The sequence below is a fragment of the Pseudomonas lalucatii genome (assembly GCF_018398425.1).
In the GTDB taxonomy this organism is placed as follows: domain Bacteria; phylum Pseudomonadota; class Gammaproteobacteria; order Pseudomonadales; family Pseudomonadaceae; genus Aquipseudomonas; species Aquipseudomonas lalucatii.
The window spans coordinates 2,248,795-2,275,188 of record NZ_JADPMV010000001.1 but is presented as its reverse complement, the minus strand read 5'-3'; the positions used below and the strand labels follow the sequence as shown (position 1 = coordinate 2,275,188).

The window sequence follows — 26,394 nt, the reverse complement described above, 5'->3', positions numbered from 1 at the left end:
GGGGAGCCGGGCGGCCTGGGTGGCTGATCTAGAGAATATAGCGCGACAGGTCTTCGTCCTCGGCCAGTTCGCCGAGGTGGCCGTTGACGTAGGCCGCGTCGATGCGGATCGGCGCCTCCTCGTGCTTGGACGCCAGGTCGCCGGCGCTGAAGGACAGCTCCTCGAGCAGGCGCTCGAGCAGGGTGTGCAGGCGCCGGGCGCCGATGTTCTCGGTCTTCTCGTTGACCTGCCAGGCGATCTCGGCGAGGCGCTTGATGGCGTCGGCGGCGAACTCGATGTTCAGGCCCTCGGTACTGAGCAGCGCGGCGTACTGTTCGGTCAGCGAGGCATGGGGCTCGGTGAGGATGCGCTCGAAGTCCTCCGGGGTCAGGGCCTTGAGTTCGACGCGGATCGGCAGGCGGCCCTGCAGCTCGGGCACCAGGTCGCTGGGCTTGCTCAGGTGGAAGGCGCCGGAGGCGATGAACAGGATGTGGTCGGTCTTGACCATGCCCAGCTTGGTGTTGACCGTGCAGCCCTCGATCAGCGGCAGCAGGTCGCGCTGCACGCCCTCGCGGGAGACGTCGGCGCCGCCGGTGTTGCCGCGCTTGGCGACCTTGTCGATCTCGTCGATGAAGACGATGCCGTTCTGCTCCACCGCCTCCAGGGCACGGGCCTTGAGCTCCTCCTCATTGACCAGGCGCGCGGCTTCCTCGTCGCGCACCAGCTTGAGGGCCTCCTTGACCTTGAGCTTGCGGCTCTTGCGCTTGCCCTTGCCGAGGTTGGAGAACAGGTTCTGCAGCTGGCTGGTCATCTCCTCCATGCCCGGCGGGGTCATGATCTCGATGCCGGCGGCCGCCTCGGCCACCTCGATCTCGATCTCCTTGTCGTCCAGCTGGCCCTCGCGCAGGCGCTTGCGGAACAGCTGGCGGGTGTTGGAGTCGCCACTGGGCACCGCGTCCTCGTTGAAGCCGGTGCGCGCCGGCGGCAGCAGGGCGTCGAGGATGCGCTCCTCGGCGGCGTCCTCGGCGCGGTGGCGGACCTTGGTCATCTCCTGCTCGCGCAGCATCTTCACCGCGGCGTCGGCCAGGTCGCGGATGATCGACTCGACATCGCGGCCGACGTAGCCGACCTCGGTGAACTTGGTCGCCTCGACCTTGATGAACGGCGCGTTGGCCAGCCTGGCCAGGCGCCGGGCGATCTCGGTCTTGCCGACGCCGGTCGGGCCGATCATCAGGATGTTCTTCGGCGTCACTTCGGCGCGCAGCTCGGCCGGCAGCTGCATGCGCCGCCAGCGGTTGCGCAGGGCGATGGCCACGGCGCGTTTGGCATCGTCCTGGCCGACGATGTGGCGGCTGAGCTCGTGGACGATCTCGCGAGGGGTCATGGACATGATGGGCTCCTGAACGGACGGCGGCTCAGACGGCCGAGTCCAGTTCCTCGATGGTCAGATTCTGGTTGGTGAACACGCAGATGGAGCCGGCGATGTTCAGCGCGGTTTCCGCGACTTCGCGGGCGGACATCTGCTCGGTGTGCTGCAGCAGCGCCAGGGCGGCGGCCTGGGCGTAACCGCCGCCGGAGCCCATGGCGATCAGGCCGTGCTCGGGTTCGACCACGTCGCCGTTGCCGGTGATGATCAGCGAGGCGTCCTTGTTGGCCACCGCCAGCATGGCTTCCAGGCGGCTCAGGGAACGGTCGGTGCGCCAGTCCTTGGCCAGCTCGACGGCGGCCCGGACCAGGTGGCCCTGGTGCTTTTCCAGCTTGCCCTCGAAGCGCTCGAACAGGGTGAAGGCGTCCGCGGTGGCGCCGGCGAAACCGGCCAGCACCTGGCCGTGGTACAGGCGCCGGACCTTCTTGGCGTTGCCTTTCATCACGGTGTTGCCGAGGGACACCTGGCCGTCGCCGCCCATGACGACTTTGCCGTGGCGGCGCACTGAAACGATGGTGGTCAAGGGGAGAGTCTCCACGCAGCGGGGCGAAAATGCCCAATGCAGACTCAGATGGGGGGGCGTGCGCGGCTTTTCAACCGACGCCGGGCGATTCTCGGCCGAACGGCGCTGGCCCATCGGTAACAGTGGATTGCCGCGCGCCGCGGGTGCGGCGTACGGCTCAGCGGCCCTGTCGTTGCTGCAGCAGCAGGTTGCTGAAGCCGTTGGCGGCCAGGGTCTTCTGCGACTGGGCCAGCTGCTGGCGATCGGCGAAGGGACCGATCAGCACCCGGTGCCAGACTTCCTCGCGCACCTTGCCGGACTCCACGCGCACGTCCTGGCCGAGCAGGATGATCTGCGCGCGCAGGCTTTCCGCGTCGTCCTTGCGGCGGAACGAGCCGGCCTGGAGGAAGAACTGGGTGCTGGCCGGCGCCTTGGCGAGCACCGGCGGCGGGGGCGGCACCTCGCCCTTGAGCGCCGCCTCGGCGCGGGCCGCGTCGATCTTCGCCGCCTCCTCGGCGCTCACCGGCTTCTGCTCGGCGGGCGGCGGCTCTTCCAGGGCCTGGGGCGGGACCACGACCTGCGACTCCGGCAGCAGGGTGTAGAAGTCGTACTTGGGCTTGGCCGGCTCGCTGGGGCTCGGCTTGGCGGCCGGCTTGGCGCTGCGCGCCTGTTCGGCCTTGTCGCGCTTGATCTCGTCGCGGCCGGGCTCGAGACTGAACAGGAAGGTCATGAAGCCGCCGATGGCCAGGCCGCAGGCCAGCCAGATCCAGGCCGGCACCGGCTTCTTCGCCGGCGCCTTGTAGCGGCTGGCGCCGCGCTTGGCGGCCGGCTTCTTGCGGGCGGCCACCTTACATGCGCTCCAGGGTTTCCAGGCCGAGCAGTTGCAGGCCCTGCTGCAGGGTGCGGCCGGTCAGCGCGGCCAGGCGCAGGCGGCTGTGCTGGGTGGCCTCATCCGCGGCGGCGAGGATCGGGCAGTTCTCGTAGAAGCTGGAGAACAGCCCGGCCAGGTCGTACAGGTAGGTGCACAGCAGGTGCGGCGTGCCCTTGTCGGCGACATTGTTCAGTACCTCGGCGAACTGCGCCAGCTTGGCGGCCAGGGCCTGCTCCTGCTCGGCGACCAGGCTGATCCGTCCGTCGATCTCCGTCACGCCCCGGCCCAGCTTGCGGAACACGCTGGCCACGCGGGTGTAGGCGTACAGCAGGTAGGGCGCGGTGTTGCCCTCGAAGCTGAGCATCTGCTCGAAGTTGAAGCTGTAGTCGCTGGTGCGGTGCTTGGAGAGGTCGGCGTACTTCACCGCGCCGATGCCCACCGCGCGGGCGATCTGCCGCAGTTCGGTTTCGGCAAGCGTGGGGTTCTTGCCCTTGACCAGGGTGTAGGCGCGCTCCTCGGCCTCGTCGAGCAGGTCGATCAGCTTCACCGTGCCGCCGTCGCGGGTCTTGAACGGGCGGCCGTCGGCGCCGTTCATGGTGCCGAAGCCCATGTGCTCCAGCTGCATGGCCGCGGGCACGAAGCCGGCGCGGCGCGCCACCTCGAAGACCATCTGGAAGTGCAGGGCCTGGCGCTGGTCGACGAAGTACAGGGCGCGGTCGGCCTGCAGCACCTGGCTGCGGAAGCGCATGGCGGCCAGGTCGGTGGTCGAGTAGAGGTAGCCGCCGCCGGCCTTCTGCACGATCACCGGCAGCGGGTTGCCCTCGGCGTTCTTGAATTCCTCGAGGAACACGCACTGGGCGCCGTTGTCCTCGGTCAGCAGGCCCTGGTCGCGCAGCGCCGCGACTATCCCCGGCAGCTCGGCGTTGTAGGCGCTCTCGCCCTTGACGTCGGCCGGGCTGAGCTTGACGCCGAGGCGGTCGTAGACCTTCTGGCAGTGCGACAGGGAGATGTCGTTGAAGCGCTGCCACAGGTCCAGGCAGCGGGCGTCGCCGGCCTGCAGCTGGACCACCAGCTGGCGGGCGCGGTCGGCGAACTCGGGCGACTCGTCGAAGCGTTTCTTCGCCGCGCGGTAGAACACCTCCAGGTCGGCCAGCTCGCTCTCGGCGGCGGCCGGTTGTTCTTCCAGGTAGGCCAGCAGCATGCCGAACTGGGTGCCCCAGTCGCCGACGTGGTTCTGCCGGATCACCTCGTCGCCGAGGAACTCCAGGACCCGCGCCACGCCGTCGCCGATGATGGTCGAGCGCAGGTGGCCGACGTGCATCTCCTTGGCCAGGTTCGGCGAGGACAGGTCGATCACCACCCGCTGTGGCGCGCCGGCCTTGCGCACGCCGAGGCGCTCGTCGGCCAGCGCCGCGTCCAGGCGCTCGGCCAGGGCGTCGCTGTTCTGGAAGAAGTTGAGGAAGCCCGGGCCGGCGATGTCCACCTTGCGGATCTGCGGGTCGGCCGGCAGCGCGGCGATCAGCTTCTCGGCCAGCTCGCGGGGCTTCATGGCGGCCGGCTTGGCCAGCATCAGGGCGATGTTGCTGGCGAAGTCGCCGTGACTCTTGTCCTTGGTGTTCTCCACCTGGATCGCCGGGCTCAGGCCCTCGGGCAGCACGCCTTCGGCGGTCAGGCGGGTCAGGGCTTGCTGGATCAGGTGGCGAATGCTGTCTTTCATGGTCTGCTCGTCCGGCCGCGTGGCGCGGCGGCGCCCTGGGGCGCTGGTTGAAAACTGCACATTATCCGTGGCCGTCCCAGGCTTGCCAACCGCTGTCGTCTTTGATCAGAACAGATCGATCGGGTCGACATCCAGCGACCAGCGCACCGTGCGGCCGCCGGGCAGCCGCTCCAGGGCCGCCAGCCATACGTGCAGCAGGCGGTGCAGCGGCGCGCGGGCGCCGCTCTGCAGCAGCAGCTGGGCGCGGTAGCGGCCGGCGCGGCGCTCCATCGGCGCCGGTACCGGGCCGAGCAGTTCGATGCCGTCGAGGCCCAGTTCGTTCAGCAGCAGTTCGGCCTCGGCGCAGGCGGCGTCGAGGAATTCCTCGGCCTGGCCGGGCCTGTGCGCCTCGGCGCGCAGCAGGGCCAGGTGGCAGAAGGGCGGCAGGCCGGCGTTGCGGCGCTCGCCCAGGGCCTGCTCGGCGAAGGCGAAGTAGCCCTGCTCGGTCAGCTGCACCAGCAGGGGGTGGTCGGCCAGGTGGCTCTGGACGATCACCCGGCCCGGCTCTTCGGCGCGGCCGGCGCGGCCGGCGACCTGGACGATCAGCTGGGCCATGCGCTCGCTGGCGCGGAAGTCCGCGGAGAACAGGCCGCCGTCGGCATCGAGGATCGCCACCAGGGTGACGCGGGGGAAGTGATGGCCCTTGGCGAGCATCTGGGTGCCGACCAGGATGCACGGCTCGCCGCGCTGGACGGTGTCGAACAGGTTGTTCATGGCCTCCTTGCGCGCGGTGCTGTCGCGGTCGACACGCAACACCGGGATTTGCGGAAAGAGGATGGCCAGGCGCTCCTCGGCGCGCTCGGTACCGGCACCGACCGGGCGCAGGTCGAGCTTCTGGCACTTCGGGCAGTGGCTGGGACGGCGCTGGACGTGGCCGCAGTGGTGGCAGCGCAACTCGTTGGAGCGCTGGTGCACGGTCATCCGCGCGTCGCAGCGCGGGCACTCCGACAGCCAGCCGCAGTCGTGGCACAGCAGGGTCGGGGCGAAGCCGCGGCGGTTGAGGAACACCAGCACCTGCTGGCCGGCTTCCAGGGTCTGGCGGATGGCCTGCTGCAGCGGCCCGGAAATGCCGGAGTCGAGCGGCAGGCTCTTCACGTCCAGGCGCAGGAAGCGCGGCGGCTGGGCGCCGCCGGCGCGCCGTTCCAGGCGCAGCAGCTGGTAGCGTCCGCTCTGGGCATTGTGCAGGCTTTCCAGTGCGGGGGTGGCCGAGCCGAGCAGGATCGGCACGTTCTCCTGGCGGGCGCGCACCAGGGCCAGGTCGCGGGCGTGGTAGCGCAGGCCCTCCTGCTGTTTATAGGAAGCGTCGTGCTCCTCGTCGATGATGATCAGTCCCGGGCGCTGCATCGGCGTGAACAGCGCCGAGCGGGTGCCGATGATGATGTCGGCCTCGCCGTCGCGCGCCGCCAGCCAGGCGTCCAGGCGCTCGCGGTCGTTGACCGCCGAGTGCAGCAGGGCGATGCGCGCGTTGAAGCGCCGCTCGAAGCGCGCCAGGGTCTGCGGGCCCAGGTTGATCTCGGGGATCAGCACCAGGGCCTGCTTGCCGGCTTCCAGGGTGGCGCGGATCAGCTGCAGGTAGACCTCGGTCTTGCCGCTGCCGGTCACCCCGGCCAGGAGGAAGGCGCCGAAACGACCGAAGCCCTCGCGTACCGCCCGTTCGGCGACCCGCTGCTCGGCATTCAGCGCCAGCTCGGGCTGGGCCAGCCAGCTGGCGTGGCGCTCACGGGGGGCGTGGCGGCGCACCTCGACGCGCACCAGGCCCTTGTCCCGCAGCAGCTCCAGGCTGTCCTTGTTCAGCTGCAGCTGGCCGAGCAGCTGGTGGGGCACGCCATGGGGGTGCTGGGCGAGCACCTGCAGCGCCTCGCGCTGGCGCGGGGCCCGGGCCAGGCGCGGGTCATCCGTGCGGGCACCTTCGTTGCGCAGCCAGAAGCGTTCCTGGCGCGCCTCGGCGGGTTCGCCCTGGCGCAGCAGCACCGGCAGGGCCCAGCTGAGGGTGTCGCCGAGGCTGTGCTGATAGTACTGGGCGGTCCACAGGCACAGCCTGAACAGCGCCGGGGGCAGCGGCGCCTCGGCGTCGAGCAGTTCCAGGGCGGGTTTGAGCTTGTCCGTCGGCACTTCGCTGCTGTCGCCGACCTCGATGAGGATGCCGACCAGCTCGCGGCGGCCGAAGGGCACGCGCAGGCGCATGCCCGGCTGCAGGGCGCTGCGCGGCACGCCGGGCGGGGCGCGGTAGTCGAACAGGCGGCGTAGCGGTGAGGGCAGGGCGAGGCGCAGGATGGCGGCGGACACGCGGAGGCTCCAGGCAAGGTCGCGGCGATCTTAGCATGGCCTCCCGCGACAGCCGGCAGGGCGGCGGCTTGCAACGGGTTGTCGGTCTGGTATCATCCGCGGCCTATTTCCGTGCGGTATCCGACAATAGTGTCGGGTGGCGGCACGACAGCCCCGAGGAATCCATCATGAAAGCCGATATCCACCCGAACTACGAAGCGATCACCGCCACCTGCAGCTGCGGTAACGTGATCGAAACGCGCTCCACCCTGGGCAAGCCGCTGAGCCTGGACGTGTGCAACGAGTGCCACCCGTTCTACACCGGCAAGCAGAAGATGCTGGATACCGGCGGCCGCGTCGATCGCTTCAAGCAGCGCTTCGGCATGTTCGGTGCTGCCAAGTAAGCAGCCGATCTGCCGGAAAGAGCCCGATGGCTTGTTCCGCGCTACTGAAAAAGGCGTCCCTGGTGGGCGCCTTTTTCGTTTCCGTGTTCTTCCTTGTCCCCGCTCTGGCGCTGTGCCCGGCGCCGGGGGCGCTGCAGAGCGTGGAGGTGCTTCGGGTGGTGGACGGCGACACCCTGCGCCTGGTGGACGGCCGTAGCGTCCGCCTGATCGGCCTGAACAGTCCGGAGCTGGGGCGCGACGGGCGTTCTGCCGAGCCCTATGCCGAGGCGGCGAGGCGCCGTCTCGACGAGCTGGTGAGCGCCAGCGACCGGCGCATCGGCCTGCGGCTCGGGCGCGAGGCCAGGGACCGCTACGGCCGCATCCTGGCCCATGGTTTCGATGCGCGGGGGCGCAATCTCGAGGCGCAACTGCTGGCCGAGGGTCTCGGCTACCTGGTGGCGATTCCGCCCAACGTGCAATTGCTCGAGTGCCAGCGGGCGGCCGAGCGTGGCGCGCGGCGGGCCGCTGTCGGCCTGTGGCGCCGGCCGCCGCAGCTCGCGCCACGGCAGCTGACGCGGGGCGGCTTCGCCCTGGTGCGGGGGCGGGTCGAGCGGGTCGAGCGCAATGGCGGCGGGGTATGGCTGGAGCTGGACGGCCCGCTGGTGCTGCGGGTCGCGCCCCAGGCCCTGGCGCAGTTCGACGGGCGCCGCCTGCAGGGCCTGGCCGGCAAGCGGGTCGAGGCCCGCGGCTGGGTGGTTGACCGCGCCCGGCGCGGCGGCGTAAAACCGGGACAGGCCCGTTGGCTGTTGCCGCTGAGCCATGAGGCGATGCTGGAGGTACTGCGATGATGCTGCGTTGCATGCTGGTGCTGGTGGGGCTGCTGCAGCTCGCCGGCTGCGCACTCAACCCGGCGACCGGGCGCAGCGACTTCGTGATGATGAGCGAGCGCCAGGAGCTGGAGCTGGGGCAGCGCTACAACCAGCAGATCCTCAAGCAGTACCCGCGCTATGCCGACGAGGCGCTGCAGGCCTATGTGCAGCAGGTCGGCGAGCGGGTGGCCAGGCACAGCCATCGCAGCCAGCTGAACTACCAGTTCACCGTGGTGGACAGTCCCGACATCAATGCCTTCGCCCTGCCCGGCGGCTACATCTATATACACCGCGGGCTGCTGGCCTACCTCAATTCGGAAGCCGAGCTGGCGGCCGTGCTGGGGCACGAGGTGGGGCACGTCACCGCGCGCCATAGCGTGCAGCAGCAGAGCCAGTCGAGCGCCTGGAATGTCCTCGGCCAGGCGGTGGCGATCGGTACGGGCATCGGCGCCGCCGCCGACCTGACCAATGTGCTGGGTGGCGCCTTCGTCCGCGGCTACGGCCGCGACATGGAGCTGGAGGCCGACGGCCTGGGCGCGCAATACCTGGCGCGCAGCGGCTACGACCCGCAGGCGATGATCGAGGTGGTCAAGGTGCTCAAGGCCCAGGAGGACTTCGCCAGCGACCAGGCGGCCCGGCGCGGGCAGGTGAGGCAGGGCAGCGGCTATCACGGGCTGTTCGACACCCATCCGGACAACGATCGGCGCCTGCAGCAGGTGCTGGGGCCGGCGCGGGCGCTGGCGACCGGGCGCCAGGAGGTCGGGCGCGAGGCCTTTCTCAAGCATCTGGAGGGTTTGCCGTTCGGCGACTCGGCGGCCACCGGCGTGCGCCGGGGCCAGCGCTTCTACCATGGCGAGCTGGATTTCACCCTGGGCTTCCCCGAGGGCTGGACCATCAACAACCGCCCGGACGCGCTGATCGGTCTCGCCGGCGACGGGCAGGCGGTCATCGCCATGACCCTGGCAGACAACCCGCAGGGCCTGAGTGCCGCGCAGTTGCTGCGCGAGCGGGTCGGCGGGCAGCGCCTGGTGGCCTGGCAGGATCTGCACCAGGCCGGCTTGCGCGGGCACAGCGCGATCGTTCCCGGCACCGCGGCGCGGCGCGTTGCGGTGCTATTGCACGGGGGGCGGGCCTATCTGTTCGTTGCGGCGGTGCGCGGGGAGGCTTCGCTGGAAAGCCGCGACGCCCATTTTCTCGAGGTGATCGGCAGCTTCCGGCCGCTGGCCACTGCCGAGCGCAAGTTGGCCGAGCCGCTGCGCCTGCGGGTGGTGCGCGCCCGGGCGGGGCAGAGCCTGGTGGCCCTGGCCAAGCAGAGCAGGCTGCCGGGCGATGCCGAGGCCAGCCTGCGCCTGCTCAACAATCTCTATCCGACGGGCGAGCCGCGCCCCGGCGATCACCTCAAGATCGTGCGCTAGGCACCCGTCGTCGGGCTGACCTGCCGGTCTTGTGCCGTTGTATACAAGTTGCGTATCCTCGCACGCCTGCCTGTTCAACAGCCAAAAAGCGGAAATGCCACTATGTCTGATCTGAAAACCGCCGCTCTCGAGTATCACGCACAACCCCGTCCCGGGAAGCTGAGCGTCGAGCTGACCAAGCCCACTGCCACCGCCCGCGACCTGTCGCTGGCCTACAGCCCGGGCGTCGCCGAACCGGTGCGCGAGATCGCCCGCGATCCCGAGCTGGCCTACCGCTACACCGGCAAGGGTAACCTGGTGGCTGTCATTTCCGACGGTACCGCGATCCTCGGCCTGGGCGACCTCGGCCCGCTGGCCTCCAAGCCGGTCATGGAAGGCAAGGGTGTGCTATTCAAGCGTTTCGCCGGGATCGACGTGTTCGACATCGAGGTCGATTCGGAAAGCCCGCAGGCGTTCATCGACACGGTCAAGCGCATTTCCATCACCTTCGGCGGCATCAATCTGGAAGACATCAAGGCGCCCGAGTGCTTCGAGATCGAGCGCGCGCTGATCGAGCAGTGCGACATCCCGGTGTTCCACGATGACCAGCACGGCACCGCGATCGTCACCGCGGCCGGCATGCTCAATGCCCTGGAAATCGCCGGCAAGAGCCTGGAGGCGGCGAAGATCGTCTGCCTCGGCGCCGGTGCCGCCGCGGTGTCCTGCATGAAGCTGCTGGTGAGCATGGGCGCCAAGGTCGAGAACATCTACATGATCGATCGCAAGGGCGTGATCCACGCCGGTCGCGACGACCTGAACCAGTACAAGGCCGTGTTCGCCACCGAGACGGACAAGCGCACCCTGGCCGATGCCCTCGACGGCGCGGACGTGTTCGTCGGCCTGTCCGGGGCCAACCTGCTGAGCCAGGAAGACCTCAAGCGCATGGCGGCCAACCCCATCGTGTTCGCCTGCTCCAACCCCGACCCGGAAATCAAGCCGGAGCTGGCCCATGAGGTGCGCAACGACGTGATCATGGCCACCGGCCGCTCGGATTACCCGAACCAGGTCAACAACGTCCTGGGCTTTCCCTTCATCTTCCGCGGTGCCCTCGACGTTCGCGCCACCCGCATCAACGAGGAAATGAAGATCGCCGCCGCCCTGGCCCTGCGTGACCTGGCCAAGCTGCCGGTGCCGCAGGAAGTCTGCGACGCCTACGGCGGTATCAGTCTGGAGTTCGGCCGCGAGTACATCATTCCGAAGCCGATGGACCCGCGCCTGATCACCCTGGTGTGCGACGCCGTGGCCAAGGCCGCCATCGAGAGTGGTGTGGCGACCCTGCCCTATCCGAAGCACTATCCGCTGAAGTCGGTGGATGAAGTGTTCAACGGCTAAGGCCGGCTCATAAAGAAACCCGCCTCGGCGGGTTTTTTTATGGGCGCCAATGGCGCCGCGGGTGGCGGGTGGACCTGGGCCTGGCTAGAACAGGTCGAGCGGGGCCGCCTCGTCGGCGGGCAGCGGGCTGCCGGGAATGCCCAGGCTCGGATCGAGCTCGCTCATCGGTGGTGGCGAATCCTCGCTCTTGAATACCTCGAAGTAGGCGTCCGGCGTGCTCGGCAGCGCCGTGCGCCCGCTGTGCGGATCGATGCGCAGGGTCAGCAGGCCGCTCGGCTCGGCGGGCGGGTGGCTGGGTTTGTCCTTGAGCGCGGCGCCCATGTAGTTCATCCAGATGGGCAGGGCGACCGTGCCGCCATACTCATGGCGGCCGAGGCTCTCCGGCTGGTCGAAACCGGTCCAGACGGTGGTCACGTAGTCGGCGTTGTAGCCGGAGAACCAGCTGTCCTTGGACTCGTTGGTGGTGCCGGTCTTGCCGGCTAGGTCGTCGCGCCCGAGGGCCATGGCGCGGCGTCCCGTCCCGCGCTTGATCACGTCCTGCAGCATGCTGGTCATGATGTAGGCGGTGCGCTCGTCGATGATGCGTTCGGCGACGATGGGTTCCGGCTGGGGGGCGCCGGACGTCTGGGCGGCGGCGAGCAGGCCTTCCGCGGCGGGTTTCGACTCCTCAGGCTCGCCGCCCGGCACGCTGGCCGGGTTGGCGGCGAAGAGCAGTTGGCCCTGGCGGTCTTCGATGCGCTCGATCAGGTAGGGCTGGATCCGATAGCCGCCGTTGGCGAAGGCGGTCCAGCCGCTGGCCACCTCGAGCGGGGTCAGGTTCGCCGTGCCCAGCGCCAGGGAGAGGTTGCGCGGCAGGTCCTGCCGGTCGAAGCCGAAGCGGCTGACGTAGTCCAGGGCGTGTTCGATGCCGATGGCTTGCAGCAGGCGGATCGACACCAGGTTGCGTGACTTGTACAGGGCCTCGCGCAGGCGGATCGGGCCGAGGAAGGTGTTGTTGTCGTTCTTCGGTCGCCAGACCTGGTCGAGGTAGTCGTCGACGAACACTATGGGCGCGTCGTTGACCAGGCTGGCGGCGGTGTAGCCACTGTCCAGCGCGGCGCTGTAGATGAACGGCTTGAAGCTCGAGCCCGGCTGGCGCTTGGCCTGGGCGGCGCGATTGTAGTTGCTCTGCTCGAAGGAGAAGCCGCCGACCAGGGCGCGGATCGCGCCGTTGCGTGGGTCGAGGGAGACCAGGGCGCCCTGCGCGGCAGGCAACTGGACGAAATTCAGGCTGCCGTCGGCCTGGCGCTGCACGCGGATCAGGTCGCCGACCTGGACCACGTCGGCCGGCTGCTTGGGCCGCGGCCCGAGGCTGTTGGTACTGAGGAAGGGGCGCGCCCACTTCATGCTGTCCCAGGCCACCGCCTCTTCCGTGCGGCTGCGGGTGAGCACGAGGATGCCGCTGCTTTCCACCTGGGTGACGATGGCCGGCTCCAGCCCGCCCAGCGAGGTCTGCTTGGCCAGTTCGCGCAGCCAGGTGTCCATGCTCATGCCGGGCAGGCGATTTTCCGGACCGCGGTAGCCGTGGCGCTGGTCATAGGCGATCAGGCCCTCGCGCACCGCGCGGTTGGCGGCGTCCTGCAGCTCGCTGGGGACCGTGGTGGTGACATTGAAACCCTCGGTATAGGCGTCGCTGCCGAAACGGCCGACCATCTCCGCGCGGGCCATCTCGGCCACGTAGGGGGCGACGATTTCCGGCGTTGGGACGTGATAGCTGGCGTTGATCGGTTCGGCCAGCGCCGCCGCGTAGCTCTGCTGGTCGATTCGGCCGAGCAGGTGCATGCGCCCGAGAATCCAGTCGCGGCGCTCCTGGGCGCGGCTCGGGTTCACCAGGGGGTTGAAGCGCGAAGGGGCCTTGGGCAGGCCGGCGATCATGGCCATCTGCGACAGGCTCAGGTCGCGGATCGACTTGCCGTAGTAGACCTGGGCGGCAGCCTCGATGCCGTAAGCACGGTTGCCGAGATAGATCTTGTTGACGTAGAGCTCGAGGATCTCGTCCTTGCTCAGCTCCCGCTCGATCTGCAAGGCGAGGAGGATCTCGTTGATCTTGCGCGAGAAGCTTCTCTCACTGCTGAGGAAGAAGTTCTTCGCCACCTGCATGGTGATGGTGCTGCCGCCGGACTGGATCTGGCCGCTTTTCAATATTTGCGTGGCAGCCCGCAGCAGGCCGGTAACGTCGACGCCATAATGATTGGCGAAATTATCGTCCTCGGCGGCCAGCAGGGCGTTGGTGAAGTCCGCGGGGATATCGGCGAAGGCGATGGGCGAGCGGCGCATCTCGCCGAACTCGGCGATCAGCTTGGCATCGCTGCTGTAGACCCGCAGGGGGATCTGCAGCTGGATGCTGCGCAGTGAGTCGACGGAGGGGAGGTTGGGGCTAAGATAGAGGAACGCGCCGCTCAAACTGAGTAACAGCCCGCAAAAAACGGCGACACAGGACCAGCAGAAAAACTTCAGCAGACGCATCAAGATTTTTGGATTTCCAGATAAAAGAACGAGTTAAACGGAAAGCGAAGGCAAAAGGGGAAAACTGTTCACATTATAAGCGTTTTTTTTCCTGGGGAGCCATTTGCGCTTCTGTCAAGACTGTTATTTAATGTGAAAAAACATAAATAGTCCGTAAGTCGCGGATGCCAATAGGAAATCGGTCGTGCTAGGGCTCTTCAATAAGAATGCGAATACGCTGCTGGGGATCGATATCAGTTCGACCTCGGTCAAGCTCCTCGAGTTGAGTCGCTCCGGAAGCCGCTACAAGGTAGAGGCTTACGCTGTCGAGCCGCTCCCCCCAAATGCCGTGGTCGAGAAGAACATCGCCGAACTGGAAGGCGTTGGACAGGCGCTTTCGCGCGTGCTGAGCAAGGCCAAGACCAGCGTGAAGTCGGTCGCCGTGGCGGTGGCCGGTTCGGCGGTGATCACCAAGACCATCGAGATGGAAGCCGGGCTTTCTGACGATGATCTCGAGAACCAGTTGAAGATCGAGGCCGATCAGTACATTCCCTATCCCCTCGAGGAAGTGGCGATCGATTTCGAGGTGCAGGGCGTTTCGCCCCGCAACCCCGATCGGGTCGAGGTGCTGCTCGCCGCCTGCCGCAAGGAGAACGTCGAGGTCCGCGAGGCCGCGCTGGCCTTGTCCGGCCTGAGCGCCAGGGTGGTCGACGTCGAGGCCTATGCGCTGGAGCGGGCTTACGGCTTGCTTGCGGAGCAGCTGGGCGGTGGCCAAGAGGCCCTGACGGTGGCGGTGGTCGATATCGGTGCGACCATGACCACCCTGAGCGTTCTGCATGATGGCCGGACGATCTATACGCGCGAGCAGTTGTTCGGTGGCAAGCAGCTGACCGAGGAAATTCAGCGTCGCTACGGCCTGTCGGTGGAGGAAGCCGGGCTCGCCAAGAAGCAGGGCGGTCTGCCGGACGACTACGACAGCGAAGTATTGCAACCTTTCAAGGAGGCCGTGGTACAGCAGGTCTCGCGCTCCTTGCAGTTCTTCTTCGCGGCGGGCCAGTTCAATGATGTCGACTACATCCTCCTGGCCGGCGGCACGGCTTCCATTCCGGATCTGGATCGCCTGATACAGCAGAAGATTGGTACTCAGACGTTGGTGGCCAACCCGTTTGCGGAGATGGCCCTGGGCAATCGAGTCAATGCCGGAGCATTGGCCAGTGATGCACCGTCGCTGATGATTGCCTGTGGGTTGGCGATGAGGAGTTTTGACTAATGGCGCGGATTAACCTGCTTCCATGGCGCGAACAGTTGCGCGAGGAGCGCAAGCAGCGGTTCTTGGTCGCGCTCGGTGGGGTCTTGGTGGTCGCGGCCGGTGCCGTGTTCCTTGGCGACCAATATCTGAACGGTGCAATCGAGCAGCAAAATGCACGTAATGAGTTCGTGCGCAAGGAAATTGCGGTGCTGGATGCGCGCATCAAGGAAATTAGCGAGCTGAAAACCCGCCGGCAGCAACTGCTTGAACGGATGAAAATTATTCAGGATTTGCAGGGTAACCGTCCGATCATTGGGCGAGTGTTCGATCAGCTGGTCAGAACCTTGCCGGATGGCGTCCACTTCACCGGGCTCAAAATGACCGGGAAGAACATTGCCATCGTCGGTGCGGCCGAGTCGAACAATCGCGTCTCCAATCTGATGCGCAACCTGGATTCGTCCGAGTGGCTGGAGTCCCCCAATTTGACGGAGGTCAAGGCGGTCACGGCGGGGACGGTCGATCAAGCCAATGTATTCCAGTTGACCGTGCAGCAGACGCAGCCTGGTCTAGAAGCTGAGGAGGCACAGCAATGAGCCTGAGTGACTCGTTAGACAGCCTGCGGAAAATTGATATCAGTGACTTGGACTTCAACAATGTCGGCTCCTGGCCTGCTGCGGTCAAGTTTATTGCTGGGGTCCTACTGCTGGTGTTGGTTCTGGCGCTGGGTTACAACTTCCACTTGAAGGACTTGCAGGTGCAGTTGGAATCGCGTCAAAGTGAAGAGGGGGCGCTGAAGCAGCAGTTCGCGACAAAGGCATTTCAGGCTGCCAATCTGGAGGCCTATAAGGCGCAGATGGAAGAAATGGAGATTTCGTTTGGCGCTTTGTTGAAGCAGTTGCCAAGCGATACCGAAGTGCCGGGTTTGTTGGAGGATATAACGCGCACTGGTCTGGGTAGTGGTCTGGAATTTGAGGAAATAAAACTGCTACCTGAAGTTACTCAGCAGTTTTATATCGAGCTGCCTATTCAGATTAAGGTGGTTGGTGCCTATCACGACTTGGCGACTTTTGTTAGCGGTGTTGCCAGCTTGCCTCGCATCGTGACTCTGCATAATTTCGAGCTTGTGCCTGCCCGTACGGATAGCGCGTCCAAGTTACGCATGAATATTCTGGCCAAGACTTATCGTTATAACGATAAGGGGGTGCAACAATGAAGTGCTCCCATTTCGTGTTGTGTATCGCTATGGCCGGGCTAAGTGGCTGCGGGGGTGGTGGGGATTTTTCGGACCTGCAGGCATATATGGATGAGGTCCGCTCACGGCCGAAAGGCGCGATTGAACCGCTGCCGAAATTTCAGCCCTATGAAAGTTTCACCTACAGCGCCGCTGCGCTGCGAAGCCCATTTCAACCACCGATCAAAATTGACATGGTGCAACGCCAGAAAGGCTCTCTGGAAGTCAAGCCAGACGAGGCCCGGGTAAAGCAGTTTCTGGAAGGCTTCAATATCGAGGTCTTCGAGATGGTCGGTACGCTCGGGAATGAAGACGCTACTTACGCCTTGGTGAGTGGTGCCGGGGGCGTGCACCGAATAAAGGTGGGGGACTACCTTGGGCGCAATCACGGTCGCGTACTGGCGATTGATGAGTCCAAAGTCGACGTAGTTGAAATCGTTCCGGATGGCGAAGGTGGATGGCTCGAGCGGCCGCGTAGCCTATCCCTTAAGGAGCGCTCTTAAGGGAGTGAAGTGAACATGAAGAAAAATAACTGGTCTGCCCAACGGAATCCGCTAATGAATAGCTCCCTTTCGCGTATAGGTATTTCTCTGTCGGCGATGCTGTTGTCGCCGGCACTGTTGGCAGCGGACCTGCAAGCGCTGGATGTCGCTGCTTTGCCTGGCGATAGGGTCGAATTGAAGCTGTCGTTTGACGAACCGGTTCCCGCGCCACGGGGTTACACGATCGAACAGCCCGCCCGTATTGCCCTGGATCTACCAGGGGTCTCCAGCAAGCTGGGGGCGAAGAATCGTGAACTGGGCGTAGGTAATGCGCGTAGCGTTACCGTAGTCGAGGCGGGGGATCGTACCCGACTTATCATAAATTTGACTAACCTGGCGCCATATAGCACTCGTGTCGAGGGTAATAATCTCTACGTATTGGTCGGTGAGGGCGGTGCGCGCACTACGGCAGCGGTGCAGCCTGTTGCGGCGGCGGTCCCAGCCAGTTCGTCTGGGACAAAGACCTATGCGGCCCAGGGAAAGAGCATCAGCAATATCGATTTTCAGCGCGGTGAGCAGGGGGAGGGGAATGTCGTAATTACCCTGTCGGACCCTTCGGTGAGCCCTGACATACAGGAACAGGCTGGGAAAATCCGCCTTGATTTCGCAAAAACCCAGCTCCCCGAGTCGCTGCGTGTTCGCCTGGATGTCAAGGACTTCGCGACTCCGGTCCAGTTTGTAAGCGCGAGCGGCTCGGCGGATAAGGCGAGTGTGATTATCGAGCCGTCGGGGCTGTATGACTACTTGGCCTATCAGACTGACAATAAGCTCACGCTCAGTATCAAGCCGTTGACGGAAAGCGATGCGGAGAAACGCAAGAATGAGCGCTTCGCGTATACGGGCGAAAAACTATCCCTCAATTTCCAAGATATTGATGTGCGTTCGGTTCTGCAGCTGATCGCCGACTTTACCGACCTGAACCTGGTTGCTAGCGATACGGTGCAGGGCAATATCACCTTGCGCTTGCAGAATGTGCCCTGGGATCAGGCGTTGGATCTAGTTCTCAAAACCAAGGGATTGGACAAGCGCCAGGTCGGCAATGTGTTGCTGGTGGCGCCGGCTGATGAAATCGCGGCACGCGAACGTCAGGAGCTTGAGGCGCAGAAGCAAATTGCAGAGTTGGCGCCACTGCGGCGTGAACTCATTCAGGTCAACTATGCGAAAGCAGCTGACATGGCCAAATTGTTCCAGTCTGTGACCAGTGCCGAGGGAGGTGCTGACGAGCGCGGTTCTATTACGGTCGACGATAGGACGAATAGCATTATTGCCTATCAAACTCAGGCGCGGCTGGATGAGTTGCGTCGAATCGTCTCCCAGCTCGATATACCGGTACGGCAGGTGATGATCGAAGCAAGGATTGTTGAGGCGAATGTGGACTTTTCCAAGTCCCTGGGGGTTCGCTGGGGGGGGAATCTTCGTAAGGGTAATGTGGATATTTTCGGGCGAGGCCAGCGTTTGAGTCTTGAGGAGGGGGAGGACGGCGACACGATTGAAGTTCCGTTCAATACACCCTTTGTCGATATGGGGGCAGCTGGCGCGAGCTCAGGAATCGGTATCGGGCTTATTACGGACAACTTGATCTTGGATCTTGAGTTGTCCGCAATGGAAAGCACCGGCAATGGTGAGGTTGTCTCTCAGCCAAAAGTGGTGACATCGGACAAGGAGACCGCCAAGATCCTCAAGGGTACCGAGGTGCCTTATCAGGAGGCGAGTTCCAGTGGCGCGACTACAACGTCCTTCAAGGAGGCAGCCTTGTCACTGGAAGTGACGCCACAGATCACGCCCGACAACCGCATCATCATGGAGGTCAAGGTCAACAAGGATTCGGTGGGGCAAATATTTCAGGGGGTGCCTTCGATTGATACGAACGAGGTGAATGCCAAGGTGCTGGTGGCCGATGGGGAGACCATCGTGATCGGTGGGGTATTCTCCAACACCCAGAGTAAGTCGGTCGACAAGGTGCCCTTTTTGGGCGATCTGCCATTCATCGGGCGCGTGTTCAGGCGTGACGTGGTGCAGGACGAAAAATCCGAGCTGCTGGTCTTCCTTACGCCGCGTATCATGAACAACCAGGCCATCGCAGTGAGCCGTTAACGCAGTGCGCAATTTGATCCTCGTTGGCCCGATGGGTGCAGGCAAGAGCACCATCGGGCGTTTGCTTGCCAAAGAGCTACGGCTGCCGTTCAAGGACTCGGATAAGGAAATCGAGCAGCGGACGGGGGCCGATATTCCGTGGATATTCGATGTCGAGGGGGAGCAGGGGTTTCGCGAGCGCGAGCAGGCGGTGATCGCCGAGTTGTGTGAGTGCGATGGCATGGTGTTGGCGACCGGGGGCGGGGCCGTGATGCGCCCGGAAAATCGTGCGGCGCTGCGGCGCGGTGGGCGAGTCGTCTACCTGCATGCGTCGGTTGATCAGCAACTCGATCGGACTTCCCGCGACCGCAATCGCCCGCTGTTGCGTACGGCCGATCCGGCCAAGGTGCTCGGTGATCTGCTGGCGATACGCGACCCACTGTATCGGGAGATCGCGGATGTTGTGGTGGAAACGGACGAGCGTCCGCCACGACTGGTCGTGCAGGAGATACTGGAGCGCCTGGAAGCGTTGCCGCCCCGTTAAAGCGCGGGCTGAACTGCGCTATCCTAGGGCCCTTTTCAGTCCGGGGGCTCCATGCAAACACTTCAGGTCGATCTCGGTGAGCGCAGTTATCCCATTTATATCGGCGCCGACATACTGGCTCGGCCCGATCTCTTGACTTCACATATCGCCGGGCGCCAGGTCGCGATAGTCACCAACGAAACGGTGGCGCCGCTGTATCTGCGTGCCCTCGAATCGGTGCTGGACGGTTACGTGCTGACCTCCGTGGTTCTGCCCGATGGCGAGGCGTTCAAGACCTGGGAAACCCTGCAGAAGATCTTCGATGCGATGCTGGCGGCGCGACATGATCGGCGTACCACCGTCATTGCCTTGGGGGGCGGGGTGATCGGCGACATGGCGGGGTTCGCCGCGGCCTGCTACCAGCGCGGAGTCAATTTCATTCAGGTACCGACTACCCTGCTGTCGCAGGTGGACTCTTCGGTCGGGGGGAAGACCGGAATCAACCACCCTCTCGGCAAGAACATGATCGGTGCCTTCTATCAGCCCCAGGCGGTGTTGATCGATACGGCAAGTCTGAGCACCCTGCCGGCGCGCGAGTTGTCCGCGGGCCTTGCGGAGGTGATCAAGTACGGGCTGATTTGCGACGCGGACTTCCTCGCCTGGCTCGAGGAAAACATGGCAGCGTTGCGGTCTCTGGACCGGGCGGCACTGACCGTGGCCATCGAGCGATCCTGTGCGGCCAAGGCCCGGGTGGTGGGGGCGGACGAGCGTGAGTCGGGGGTGCGGGCCACGCTCAATCTGGGCCATACCTTCGGTCATGCCATCGAAACCCATCAGGGCTATGGCGTCTGGCTGCACGGCGAGGCGGTGGCCGCGGGTACCGTGATGGCCCTGGAGATGTCCAGGCGCCTCGGCTGGATCGGGCAGGCCGAACGTGACCGGGCGATTCGCTTGTTCCAGGCGGCCGGTCTGCCGGTGGTGCCGCCGAGCGACATGACACCAGACGATTTTCTGCAGCACATGGCCGTCGACAAGAAGGTTCTCGACGGTCGTTTGCGTCTGGTCCTGCTGCGTCACCTGGGTGAGGCGGTGGTTACCGGCGATTATCCTCGCGAGATATTGCACGCCACCCTCGCCGCCGATTATGCGGCGCTGGTGGATCAGCTAAAAAACTAATGAGTGCCCCATGACCAGTCTGCACGCTGACGAGGCTTTTCTCGAACACTACCATTTCAGCCATGATCCTTTCGCTGCGCGGGTGCCTGGTTTCAAGTTCTTTCCGGCTCAGCGCAAGCCGGTGCTGGGGCAATTGCACCATCTCGCCCGTTACAGTCAGCTGTTGTTGGTGGTGTCCGGCCCCCTGGGCAGCGGCAAGACGCTCTTGCGGCAGGCGCTGGTAGCCAGCACCAATAAGCAGGCCGTGCACTGCGTGGTGGTTTCTGCCCGTGGCGCGGTCGAGCCCGACGCCGTGCTGAGGCAGATCGCTCAGGGTTTGCAGGTTCAGCAGGTCGAGTTGACGGCCATCCTGAGGCAGGTCGGGCAGATGGCGCTGACCGGGCAGGAGGTCTACGTGCTGGTCGACGATGCGGAGCATCTCGGCGATGCCGCGCTGGCCGCCCTGCTGGCCCTGGCCGGAGGCGACGGGGAGGGGCGTGCCCATGTGTTCCTGTTTGCCGAGCCGCAGCTGGTCGGGCGCCTGGAGTCTTTGGCGGACGGGGAGGAGTGTTTCCATGCTCTCGCGTTGCAGCCCTATGCCGAGGACGAAACCCGCGAATACCTGGCGCAGCGCCTGGAGGGCGCGGGGCAAGGGCTGGAATTGCTCTCGGACGAGCAGGTGCAGGATGTACATCGCCGTTCGGCGGGCTGGCCGGGCGCGATCAACGAGGTGGCCCGTGAGGTCCTGATCGAGGCCATGCTGGCTCAGCGGGGGAGTGGGCGTCGCGGAGGGCTGTCGCTGCGGCTGCCGAGGAAGCACTTGGCGGCGTTGCTGGTGGTGGGCGCTGGCGTGCTGGCGGCCTGGTTGATGCAGGGGCGTTCGGCGAACGATGGGGGCATGTCGGCTACGGCGCAGTTGCCGCTCGGGCAGGTCGCGCCGTCGGCGGGCGAGGCGTCGCCGCAGCCTGTGGTCGAGCCAGCCTCGGGAGGGGCGCCGGCAATTGAGTTCGCCGGCGCCAGTCAGCCGCTGCCACTGCCGTTGGTGGGCGAGGCGCAGCCGGTCATTCGCCAGCCGCTGGCGGAGGCCGCAGGCGGCGGTTCGATCGAAGAGGGCGAGGAGTCGCTGGGCAATAGCGGTGCGGTTGCCGAGGTCGCGTCGGCCGTCGCCCCCGCGATTCCGCCGGTCGAGGTCGCCGCGGTGGTGTCCGAGGCGCCGGTGGCGCCGCAGGCTCAGGTCGCTGCTCCTGCTCCTGCTCCTGCTCCTGCTCCTGCTCCTGCTCCGCAGGCGGCATCGGCGGCGCCGGGCAAGGTGGCGGGGCAGGCCGAGTGGTACGCAGCCCAGGGCGCATCGCACTATACCCTGCAGATACTGGGGGCTCGGGCGGAAAGCAGTGCGCAGGCCTTCGTGCGTCAGCACGGCGGGGCGTATCGCTACTTCAAGAAGTTGCATCAGGGGCAGCCGCTGTACGTGGTCACTTATGGCAGCTTCGCCTCCCGGGAGGCGGCCCAGGCGGCGCTCAGGACGCTGCCGGCCAAGGTGCAGGCGGGCAAGCCTTGGCCCCGGACCTTTGCCAGCATCAAGCAGGACATCGCTCAGGCGCGCTAGAGGAGCGGCGCGTTGTCGAGGTGACCGGGCGGTCAATAGCATGATCGCCCGGTCGCATCCTTCGCTTTTGCGACATAAGTTTTCATCGGTTCGCCGCTAGGATTTGTGACGAGCCGGGTGGATATGTACAATGACCTCCCTTTTGCCTGCGCAAAGCCGGGGCTTCGCCCTGCGCGCTTGGTAAGTGGTTGAATTAGAAAGCAATTGCCTTGAAAAAGGCAGTCTGGTGAGAGTCCCTATGAAAGCAGGTTTGTACCGTCCTGATGAGTTCAAGGATAACTGCGGCTTCGGCCTGATCGCCCATATGCAGGGCGAGGCGAGCCATCACCTGCTGCAGACCGCCATTGAAGCCCTGACTTGCATGACCCACCGCGGTGGGATCAACGCCGATGGCAAGACCGGTGATGGCTGCGGCTTGCTGATCCAGAAGCCGGATGCCTTCCTGCGCGCCGTGGCCCAGGAGCACTTCTCCGTCGACTTGCCGGCGCAATACGCCGTGGGCATGGTCTTCTTCAACCAGGACCCGGCCAAGGCCGAGGCCGCCCGCGAGAACATGAACCGCGAAATCCTCGCCGCCGGGCTGCAACTGATCGGCTGGCGCAAGGTGCCGGTCGACACCAGCGTGCTCGGTCGCCTGGCGCTGGAGCGCCTGCCGCAGATCGAGCAGGTGTTCGTCGGCGGTGACGGCCTCAGTGACCAGGAATTCGCGATCAAGCTGTTCAGCGCCCGGCGTCGTTCCTCGGTGGCCAATGCCGCCGACGCCGATCACTACATCTGCAGCTTCTCGCACAAGACCATCATCTACAAAGGCCTGATGATGCCGGCCGACCTGCAGCAGTTCTACCCGGACCTGGGTGACGAACGCCTGCAGACCGCCATCTGCGTGTTCCATCAGCGCTTCTCCACCAACACCCTGCCGAAGTGGCCGCTGGCGCAGCCCTTCCGCTTCCTCGCCCACAACGGCGAGATCAACACCATCACCGGCAACCGCAACTGGGCCCAGGCCCGTCGCACCAAGTTCGCCAACGAGCTGATCGGCGACCTGGACGAGCTGGGCCCGCTGGTCAACCGCGTCGGCTCCGACTCCTCGAGCATGGACAACATGCTCGAACTGATGGTCACCGGCGGCATCGACCTGTTCCGCGGCGTGCGCATGATCATCCCGCCGGCCTGGCAGAACGTCGAGACCATGGACGCCGACCTGCGCGCGTTCTACGAATACAACTCCATGCACATGGAGCCCTGGGACGGCCCGGCCGGCGTGGTGCTGACCGACGGCCGCCATGCCGTCTGCCTGCTCGACCGCAACGGCCTGCGTCCGGCGCGCTGGGTCACCACGAGCAACGGCTACATCACCCTGGCGTCGGAAATCGGCGTGTGGGACTACGCGCCTGCGGACGTGATCGCCAAGGGCCGCGTCGGCCCGGGGCAGATCCTCGCGGTCGACACCGAGACCGGCCAGGTGCTGACCACCGACGACATCGACAGCCGGCTGAAGTCGCGCCATCCCTACAAGCAGTGGCTGCGCAAGCATGCCCAGCGCATCCAGGCCACCCTGGAGGATCGCGACCACGGCTCGGCCTTCTACGATGCCGATCAACTCAAGCAGTACATGAAGATGTACCAGGTCACCTTCGAAGAGCGTGATCAGGTACTGCGCCCGCTCGGCGAGCAGGGCCAGGAGGCGGTCGGCTCCATGGGCGATGACACGCCGATGGCGGTGCTCAGCCAGCGCGTGCGCTCGCCTTACGACTATTTCCGCCAGCAGTTCGCCCAGGTCACCAACCCGCCGATCGACCCGCTGCGCGAAGCCATCGTCATGTCCCTGGAAGTCTGCCTGGGCGCCGAGCGCAACATCTTCAGCGAGTCGCCCGAGCATGCGGCGCGGGTGATCCTCAGCAGCCCGGTGATCTCGCCGGCCAAGTGGCGCGCCCTGATGACCCTGGAGCGTCCGGGCTTCGAGCGCCAGCTGATCGACATGAACTACGACGAGGCCCTGGGCCTGGAGGCCGCGGTACGCAACATGGCCGACCAGGCCGAGGAAGCGGTGCGCGGCGGCAAGGTGCTGCTGGTGCTGAGTGACCGCCACATCGCCCCGGGCAAGCTGCCGGCGCATGCCGCGCTGGTCACCGGTGCGGTACACCACCGCCTGACCGAGAAGGGCCTGCGCTGCGACTGCAACATCCTGGTGGAGACCGCCACCGCCCGCGACCCGCATCATTATGCGGTGCTGCTCGGCTTCGGCGCCTCGGCGGTCTATCCGTTCCTGGCCTACGAAGTGCTGGGCGACCTGATCCGCACCGGCGAGGTGCTGGGCGACCTGTACGAGGTGTTCAAGCACTACCGCAAGGGCATCTCCAAGGGCCTGCTGAAGATCCTCTCGAAGATGGGCATCTCCACCGTGGCCTCCTACCGCGGCGCCCAGCTGTTCGAGGCCGTCGGCCTGGCCGACGAGGTCACCGAGCTGTGCTTCCGTGGCGTCGCCAGCCGGATCAAGGGCGCGCGCTTCGCCGACCTCGAGGCCGAGCAGAAGCTGCTGGCGGGCGAGGCCTGGAACAACCGCAAGGCGATCCAGCAGGGCGGTCTGCTCAAGTTCGTCTACGGCGGCGAGTACCACGCCTACAACCCGGACGTGGTCAGCACCCTGCAGGCCGCCGTGCAGCAGGGCAACTACGAGAAGTACAAGGAATACAGCGCCCTGGTCGACAGCCGACCGGTGTCGATGATCCGCGACCTGCTCAAGCCCAAGCTGGCCGAGCAGCCGCTGGCACTGGACGAGGTCGAGCCGCTGGCGTCCATCTTCCAGCGCTTCGACTCCGCGGGCATCTCCCTCGGCGCCCTGTCGCCCGAGGCCCACGAGGCCATCGCCGAGGCGATGAATCGCCTCGGGGCGCGCTCGAACTCCGGCGAGGGCGGCGAAGATCCGGCCCGCTACGGCACCGCGCGCAGCTCGAAGATCAAGCAGGTGGCCACCGGCCGTTTCGGCGTGACCCCGGAGTACCTGGTCAACGCCGAGGTGCTGCAGATCAAGGTGGCCCAGGGCGCCAAGCCCGGCGAGGGTGGCCAGCTGCCGGGCGGCAAGGTCAACGGCCTGATCGCCCGCCTGCGCTACGCGGTGCCTGGGGTGACGCTGATCTCGCCGCCGCCGCACCACGACATCTACTCGATCGAGGACCTGGCGCAGCTGATCTTCGACCTCAAGCAGGTCAACCCGCAGGCCCTGGTGTCGGTCAAGCTGGTCGCCGAGGCCGGCGTCGGCACCATCGCCGCCGGCGTGGCCAAGGCCTATGCCGACCTGATCACCATTTCCGGCTACGACGGCGGTACCGGCGCTTCGCCGCTGACCTCCATCCGCTATGCCGGCGCGCCCTGGGAACTGGGCCTGGCCGAAACCCACCAGACCCTGCGCGGCAACGACCTGCGCGGCAAGGTGCGGGTGCAGACCGACGGCGGCCTGAAGACCGGCCTGGACGTGATCAAGGCGGCCATCCTCGGCGCCGAGAGCTTCGGCTTCGGTACCGCGCCGATGATCGCCCTGGGCTGCAAGTACCTGCGCATCTGCCACCTGAACAACTGCGCCACCGGCGTGGCCACGCAGAACGACAAGCTGCGCAAGGACCACTTCATCGGCACCGTCGAGATGGTGATGAACTTCTTCACCTACGTCGCCGAGGAAACCCGCGAGTGGCTGGCCAAGCTCGGCGTGCGCAGCCTGCAGGAGCTGATCGGCCGCACCGACCTGCTCGAAGTGCTGCCGGGCGAGACCGCCAAGCAGGGCAACCTGGACCTCAGCCCGCTGCTCGGCAGCGCGCACATCCCGGCCGACAAGCCGCAGTTCTGCCAGGTGGAGAAGAACCCGCCGTTCGACCAGGGTCTGCTGGCCGAGAAGATGGTCGAGCTGGCCAAGCCGGCGATCGACGCCGCCAGCGGCGGTGAGTTCGAGCTGGACATCTGCAACTGCGACCGTTCCATCGGTGCCCGCGTGTCCGGCGAGATCGCCCGGGTACACGGCAACCAGGGCATGGCCAAGGCGCCGATCACCTTCCGCTTCAAGGGCACCGCCGGGCAGAGCTTCGGCGTGTGGAACGCCGGCGGCCTCAACCTGTACCTGCAGGGCGACGCCAACGACTACGTGGGCAAGGGCATGACCGGCGGCAAGCTGGTGATCACCCCGCCGGCGGGCAGCCCGTTCGCCACCCAGGACAGCGCCATCATCGGCAACACCTGCCTGTACGGCGCCACCGGCGGCAAACTGTTCGCCGCCGGCACCGCGGGCGAGCGCTTCGCCGTACGCAACTCCGGTGCGCACACCGTAGTCGAGGGCACCGGTGACCACTGCTGCGAATACATGACCGGTGGCTTCGTCTGCGTGCTGGGCAAGACCGGCTACAACTTCGGCTCCGGCATGACCGGTGGCTTCGCCTACGTGCTCGACCTGGACAACAGCTTCTACGACAAGGTCAACCACGAACTGGTGGAGATCCAGCGGATCAACAATGAGGCGATGGAGGCCTACCGCAGCCACCTGCAGCGCGTGCTGGCCGAGTACGTCGAGGAGACTGCCAGCGAGTGGGGCTGCACCCTGCTGGAAAACCTGGACGACTACCTGCGCAAGTTCTGGCTGGTCAAGCCGAAGGCCGCGAGCCTGAAGACGCTGCTCTCCAGCACCCGTGCCAACCCGCAATGATTTGCGC

General features: G+C 65.6%; 19 protein-coding genes. 13 read left to right on the top strand and 6 right to left on the bottom strand.

Going from position 1 to position 26,394, the window contains the following annotated elements; all coding sequences use genetic code 11:
* Positions 1-28: 28 nt before the first annotated feature.
* The 5 genes from hslU to I0D00_RS10280 all read right to left on the bottom strand — a co-directional run bounded on the left by hslU (position 29) and on the right by I0D00_RS10280 (position 6,820).
* Positions 29-1,369 (bottom strand): HslU--HslV peptidase ATPase subunit, encoded by a 1,341-nt coding sequence (gene hslU, locus I0D00_RS10300; RefSeq protein ID WP_213639626.1) that lies wholly within the window; start codon positions 1,367-1,369, stop codon positions 29-31.
* Positions 1,370-1,394: 25 nt separating this feature from the next.
* On the bottom strand, positions 1,395-1,928 hold the full coding sequence (hslV, locus tag I0D00_RS10295; protein ID WP_213639625.1) for an ATP-dependent protease subunit HslV: 534 nt from the start codon (positions 1,926-1,928) through the stop codon (positions 1,395-1,397).
* Between the two features lie 157 nt (positions 1,929-2,085).
* Entirely contained in the window at positions 2,086-2,754 is a 669-nt protein-coding gene (locus I0D00_RS10290) for an SPOR domain-containing protein (protein WP_213639624.1), read from the bottom strand.
* Position 2,755: 1 nt separating this feature from the next.
* Entirely contained in the window at positions 2,756-4,495 is a 1,740-nt protein-coding gene (argS, locus tag I0D00_RS10285) for an arginine--tRNA ligase (protein ID WP_213639623.1), read from the bottom strand.
* Between the two features lie 105 nt (positions 4,496-4,600).
* Positions 4,601-6,820, bottom strand: a complete 2,220-nt coding sequence (locus I0D00_RS10280) for a primosomal protein N' (protein WP_213639622.1) — start codon at positions 6,818-6,820, stop codon at positions 4,601-4,603.
* A 167-nt stretch (positions 6,821-6,987) separates the two neighbouring features.
* Here I0D00_RS10280 and rpmE point away from each other — a divergent pair, with 167 nt between their 5' ends.
* The 4 genes from rpmE (at position 6,988) to I0D00_RS10260 (ending at position 10,837) form a co-directional block, all read left to right on the top strand.
* On the top strand, positions 6,988-7,203 hold the full coding sequence (gene rpmE, locus I0D00_RS10275; RefSeq protein ID WP_213639621.1) for a 50S ribosomal protein L31: 216 nt from the start codon (positions 6,988-6,990) through the stop codon (positions 7,201-7,203).
* Between the two features lie 26 nt (positions 7,204-7,229).
* The gene (locus I0D00_RS10270) at positions 7,230-8,030 is read left to right on the top strand and encodes a thermonuclease family protein (protein ID WP_213639620.1); all 801 of its coding nucleotides are present in this window, start codon (positions 7,230-7,232) and stop codon (positions 8,028-8,030) included.
* A complete protein-coding gene (locus I0D00_RS10265) occupies positions 8,030-9,466 on the top strand; it encodes a M48 family metalloprotease (protein ID WP_213640263.1) in 1,437 nt (478 codons plus the stop codon). Before I0D00_RS10270 ends, I0D00_RS10265 begins: the two co-directional genes overlap by 1 nt.
* A 102-nt stretch (positions 9,467-9,568) precedes the next feature.
* Entirely contained in the window at positions 9,569-10,837 is a 1,269-nt protein-coding gene (locus I0D00_RS10260; RefSeq protein WP_213639619.1) for a malic enzyme-like NAD(P)-binding protein, read from the top strand.
* Positions 10,838-10,921: 84 nt separating this feature from the next.
* Here the strand turns inward: I0D00_RS10260 and I0D00_RS10255 are convergent, their stop codons facing one another.
* Positions 10,922-13,345, bottom strand: a complete 2,424-nt coding sequence (locus I0D00_RS10255) for a penicillin-binding protein 1A (protein ID WP_213639618.1) — start codon at positions 13,343-13,345, stop codon at positions 10,922-10,924.
* A 181-nt stretch (positions 13,346-13,526) separates the two neighbouring features.
* Here I0D00_RS10255 and I0D00_RS10250 point away from each other — a divergent pair, with 181 nt between their 5' ends.
* The 9 genes from I0D00_RS10250 to gltB all read left to right on the top strand — a co-directional run bounded on the left by I0D00_RS10250 (position 13,527) and on the right by gltB (position 26,387).
* On the top strand, positions 13,527-14,591 hold the full coding sequence (locus tag I0D00_RS10250; RefSeq protein WP_213639617.1) for a type IV pilus assembly protein PilM: 1,065 nt from the start codon (positions 13,527-13,529) through the stop codon (positions 14,589-14,591).
* Positions 14,591-15,163 (top strand): PilN domain-containing protein, encoded by a 573-nt coding sequence (gene pilN, locus I0D00_RS10245; protein WP_213639616.1) that lies wholly within the window; start codon positions 14,591-14,593, stop codon positions 15,161-15,163. Before I0D00_RS10250 ends, pilN begins: the two co-directional genes overlap by 1 nt.
* A complete protein-coding gene (gene pilO, locus I0D00_RS10240) occupies positions 15,160-15,783 on the top strand; it encodes a type IV pilus inner membrane component PilO (protein WP_213639615.1) in 624 nt (207 codons plus the stop codon). The genes pilN and pilO overlap by 4 nt, the downstream gene beginning before the upstream one ends.
* The gene (pilP, locus tag I0D00_RS10235) at positions 15,780-16,304 is read left to right on the top strand and encodes a pilus assembly protein PilP (protein ID WP_213639614.1); all 525 of its coding nucleotides are present in this window, start codon (positions 15,780-15,782) and stop codon (positions 16,302-16,304) included. Before pilO ends, pilP begins: the two co-directional genes overlap by 4 nt.
* A gap of 54 nt (positions 16,305-16,358) precedes the next feature.
* Positions 16,359-18,437: a type IV pilus secretin PilQ gene (locus I0D00_RS10230; RefSeq protein WP_213639613.1), complete on the top strand. Its 2,079-nt coding sequence runs from the start codon at positions 16,359-16,361 to the stop codon at positions 18,435-18,437.
* Positions 18,438-18,441: 4 nt separating this feature from the next.
* The gene (gene aroK / locus I0D00_RS21500; RefSeq protein WP_338050407.1) at positions 18,442-18,960 is read left to right on the top strand and encodes a shikimate kinase AroK; all 519 of its coding nucleotides are present in this window, start codon (positions 18,442-18,444) and stop codon (positions 18,958-18,960) included.
* Between the two features lie 51 nt (positions 18,961-19,011).
* Positions 19,012-20,115 carry a 3-dehydroquinate synthase gene (gene aroB, locus I0D00_RS10225; protein WP_246533201.1) on the top strand — a complete coding sequence of 368 codons (1,104 nt, stop codon included), beginning with the start codon at positions 19,012-19,014 and terminating at the stop codon, positions 20,113-20,115.
* 10 nt (positions 20,116-20,125) lie between these two features.
* Positions 20,126-21,700, top strand: coding sequence for an SPOR domain-containing protein (locus tag I0D00_RS10220; protein WP_213639612.1), 1,575 nt, complete (start codon positions 20,126-20,128; stop codon positions 21,698-21,700).
* A gap of 238 nt (positions 21,701-21,938) precedes the next feature.
* Positions 21,939-26,387, top strand: coding sequence for a glutamate synthase large subunit (gene gltB, locus I0D00_RS10215; RefSeq protein WP_213639611.1), 4,449 nt, complete (start codon positions 21,939-21,941; stop codon positions 26,385-26,387).
* Positions 26,388-26,394 lie beyond the last annotated feature (7 nt).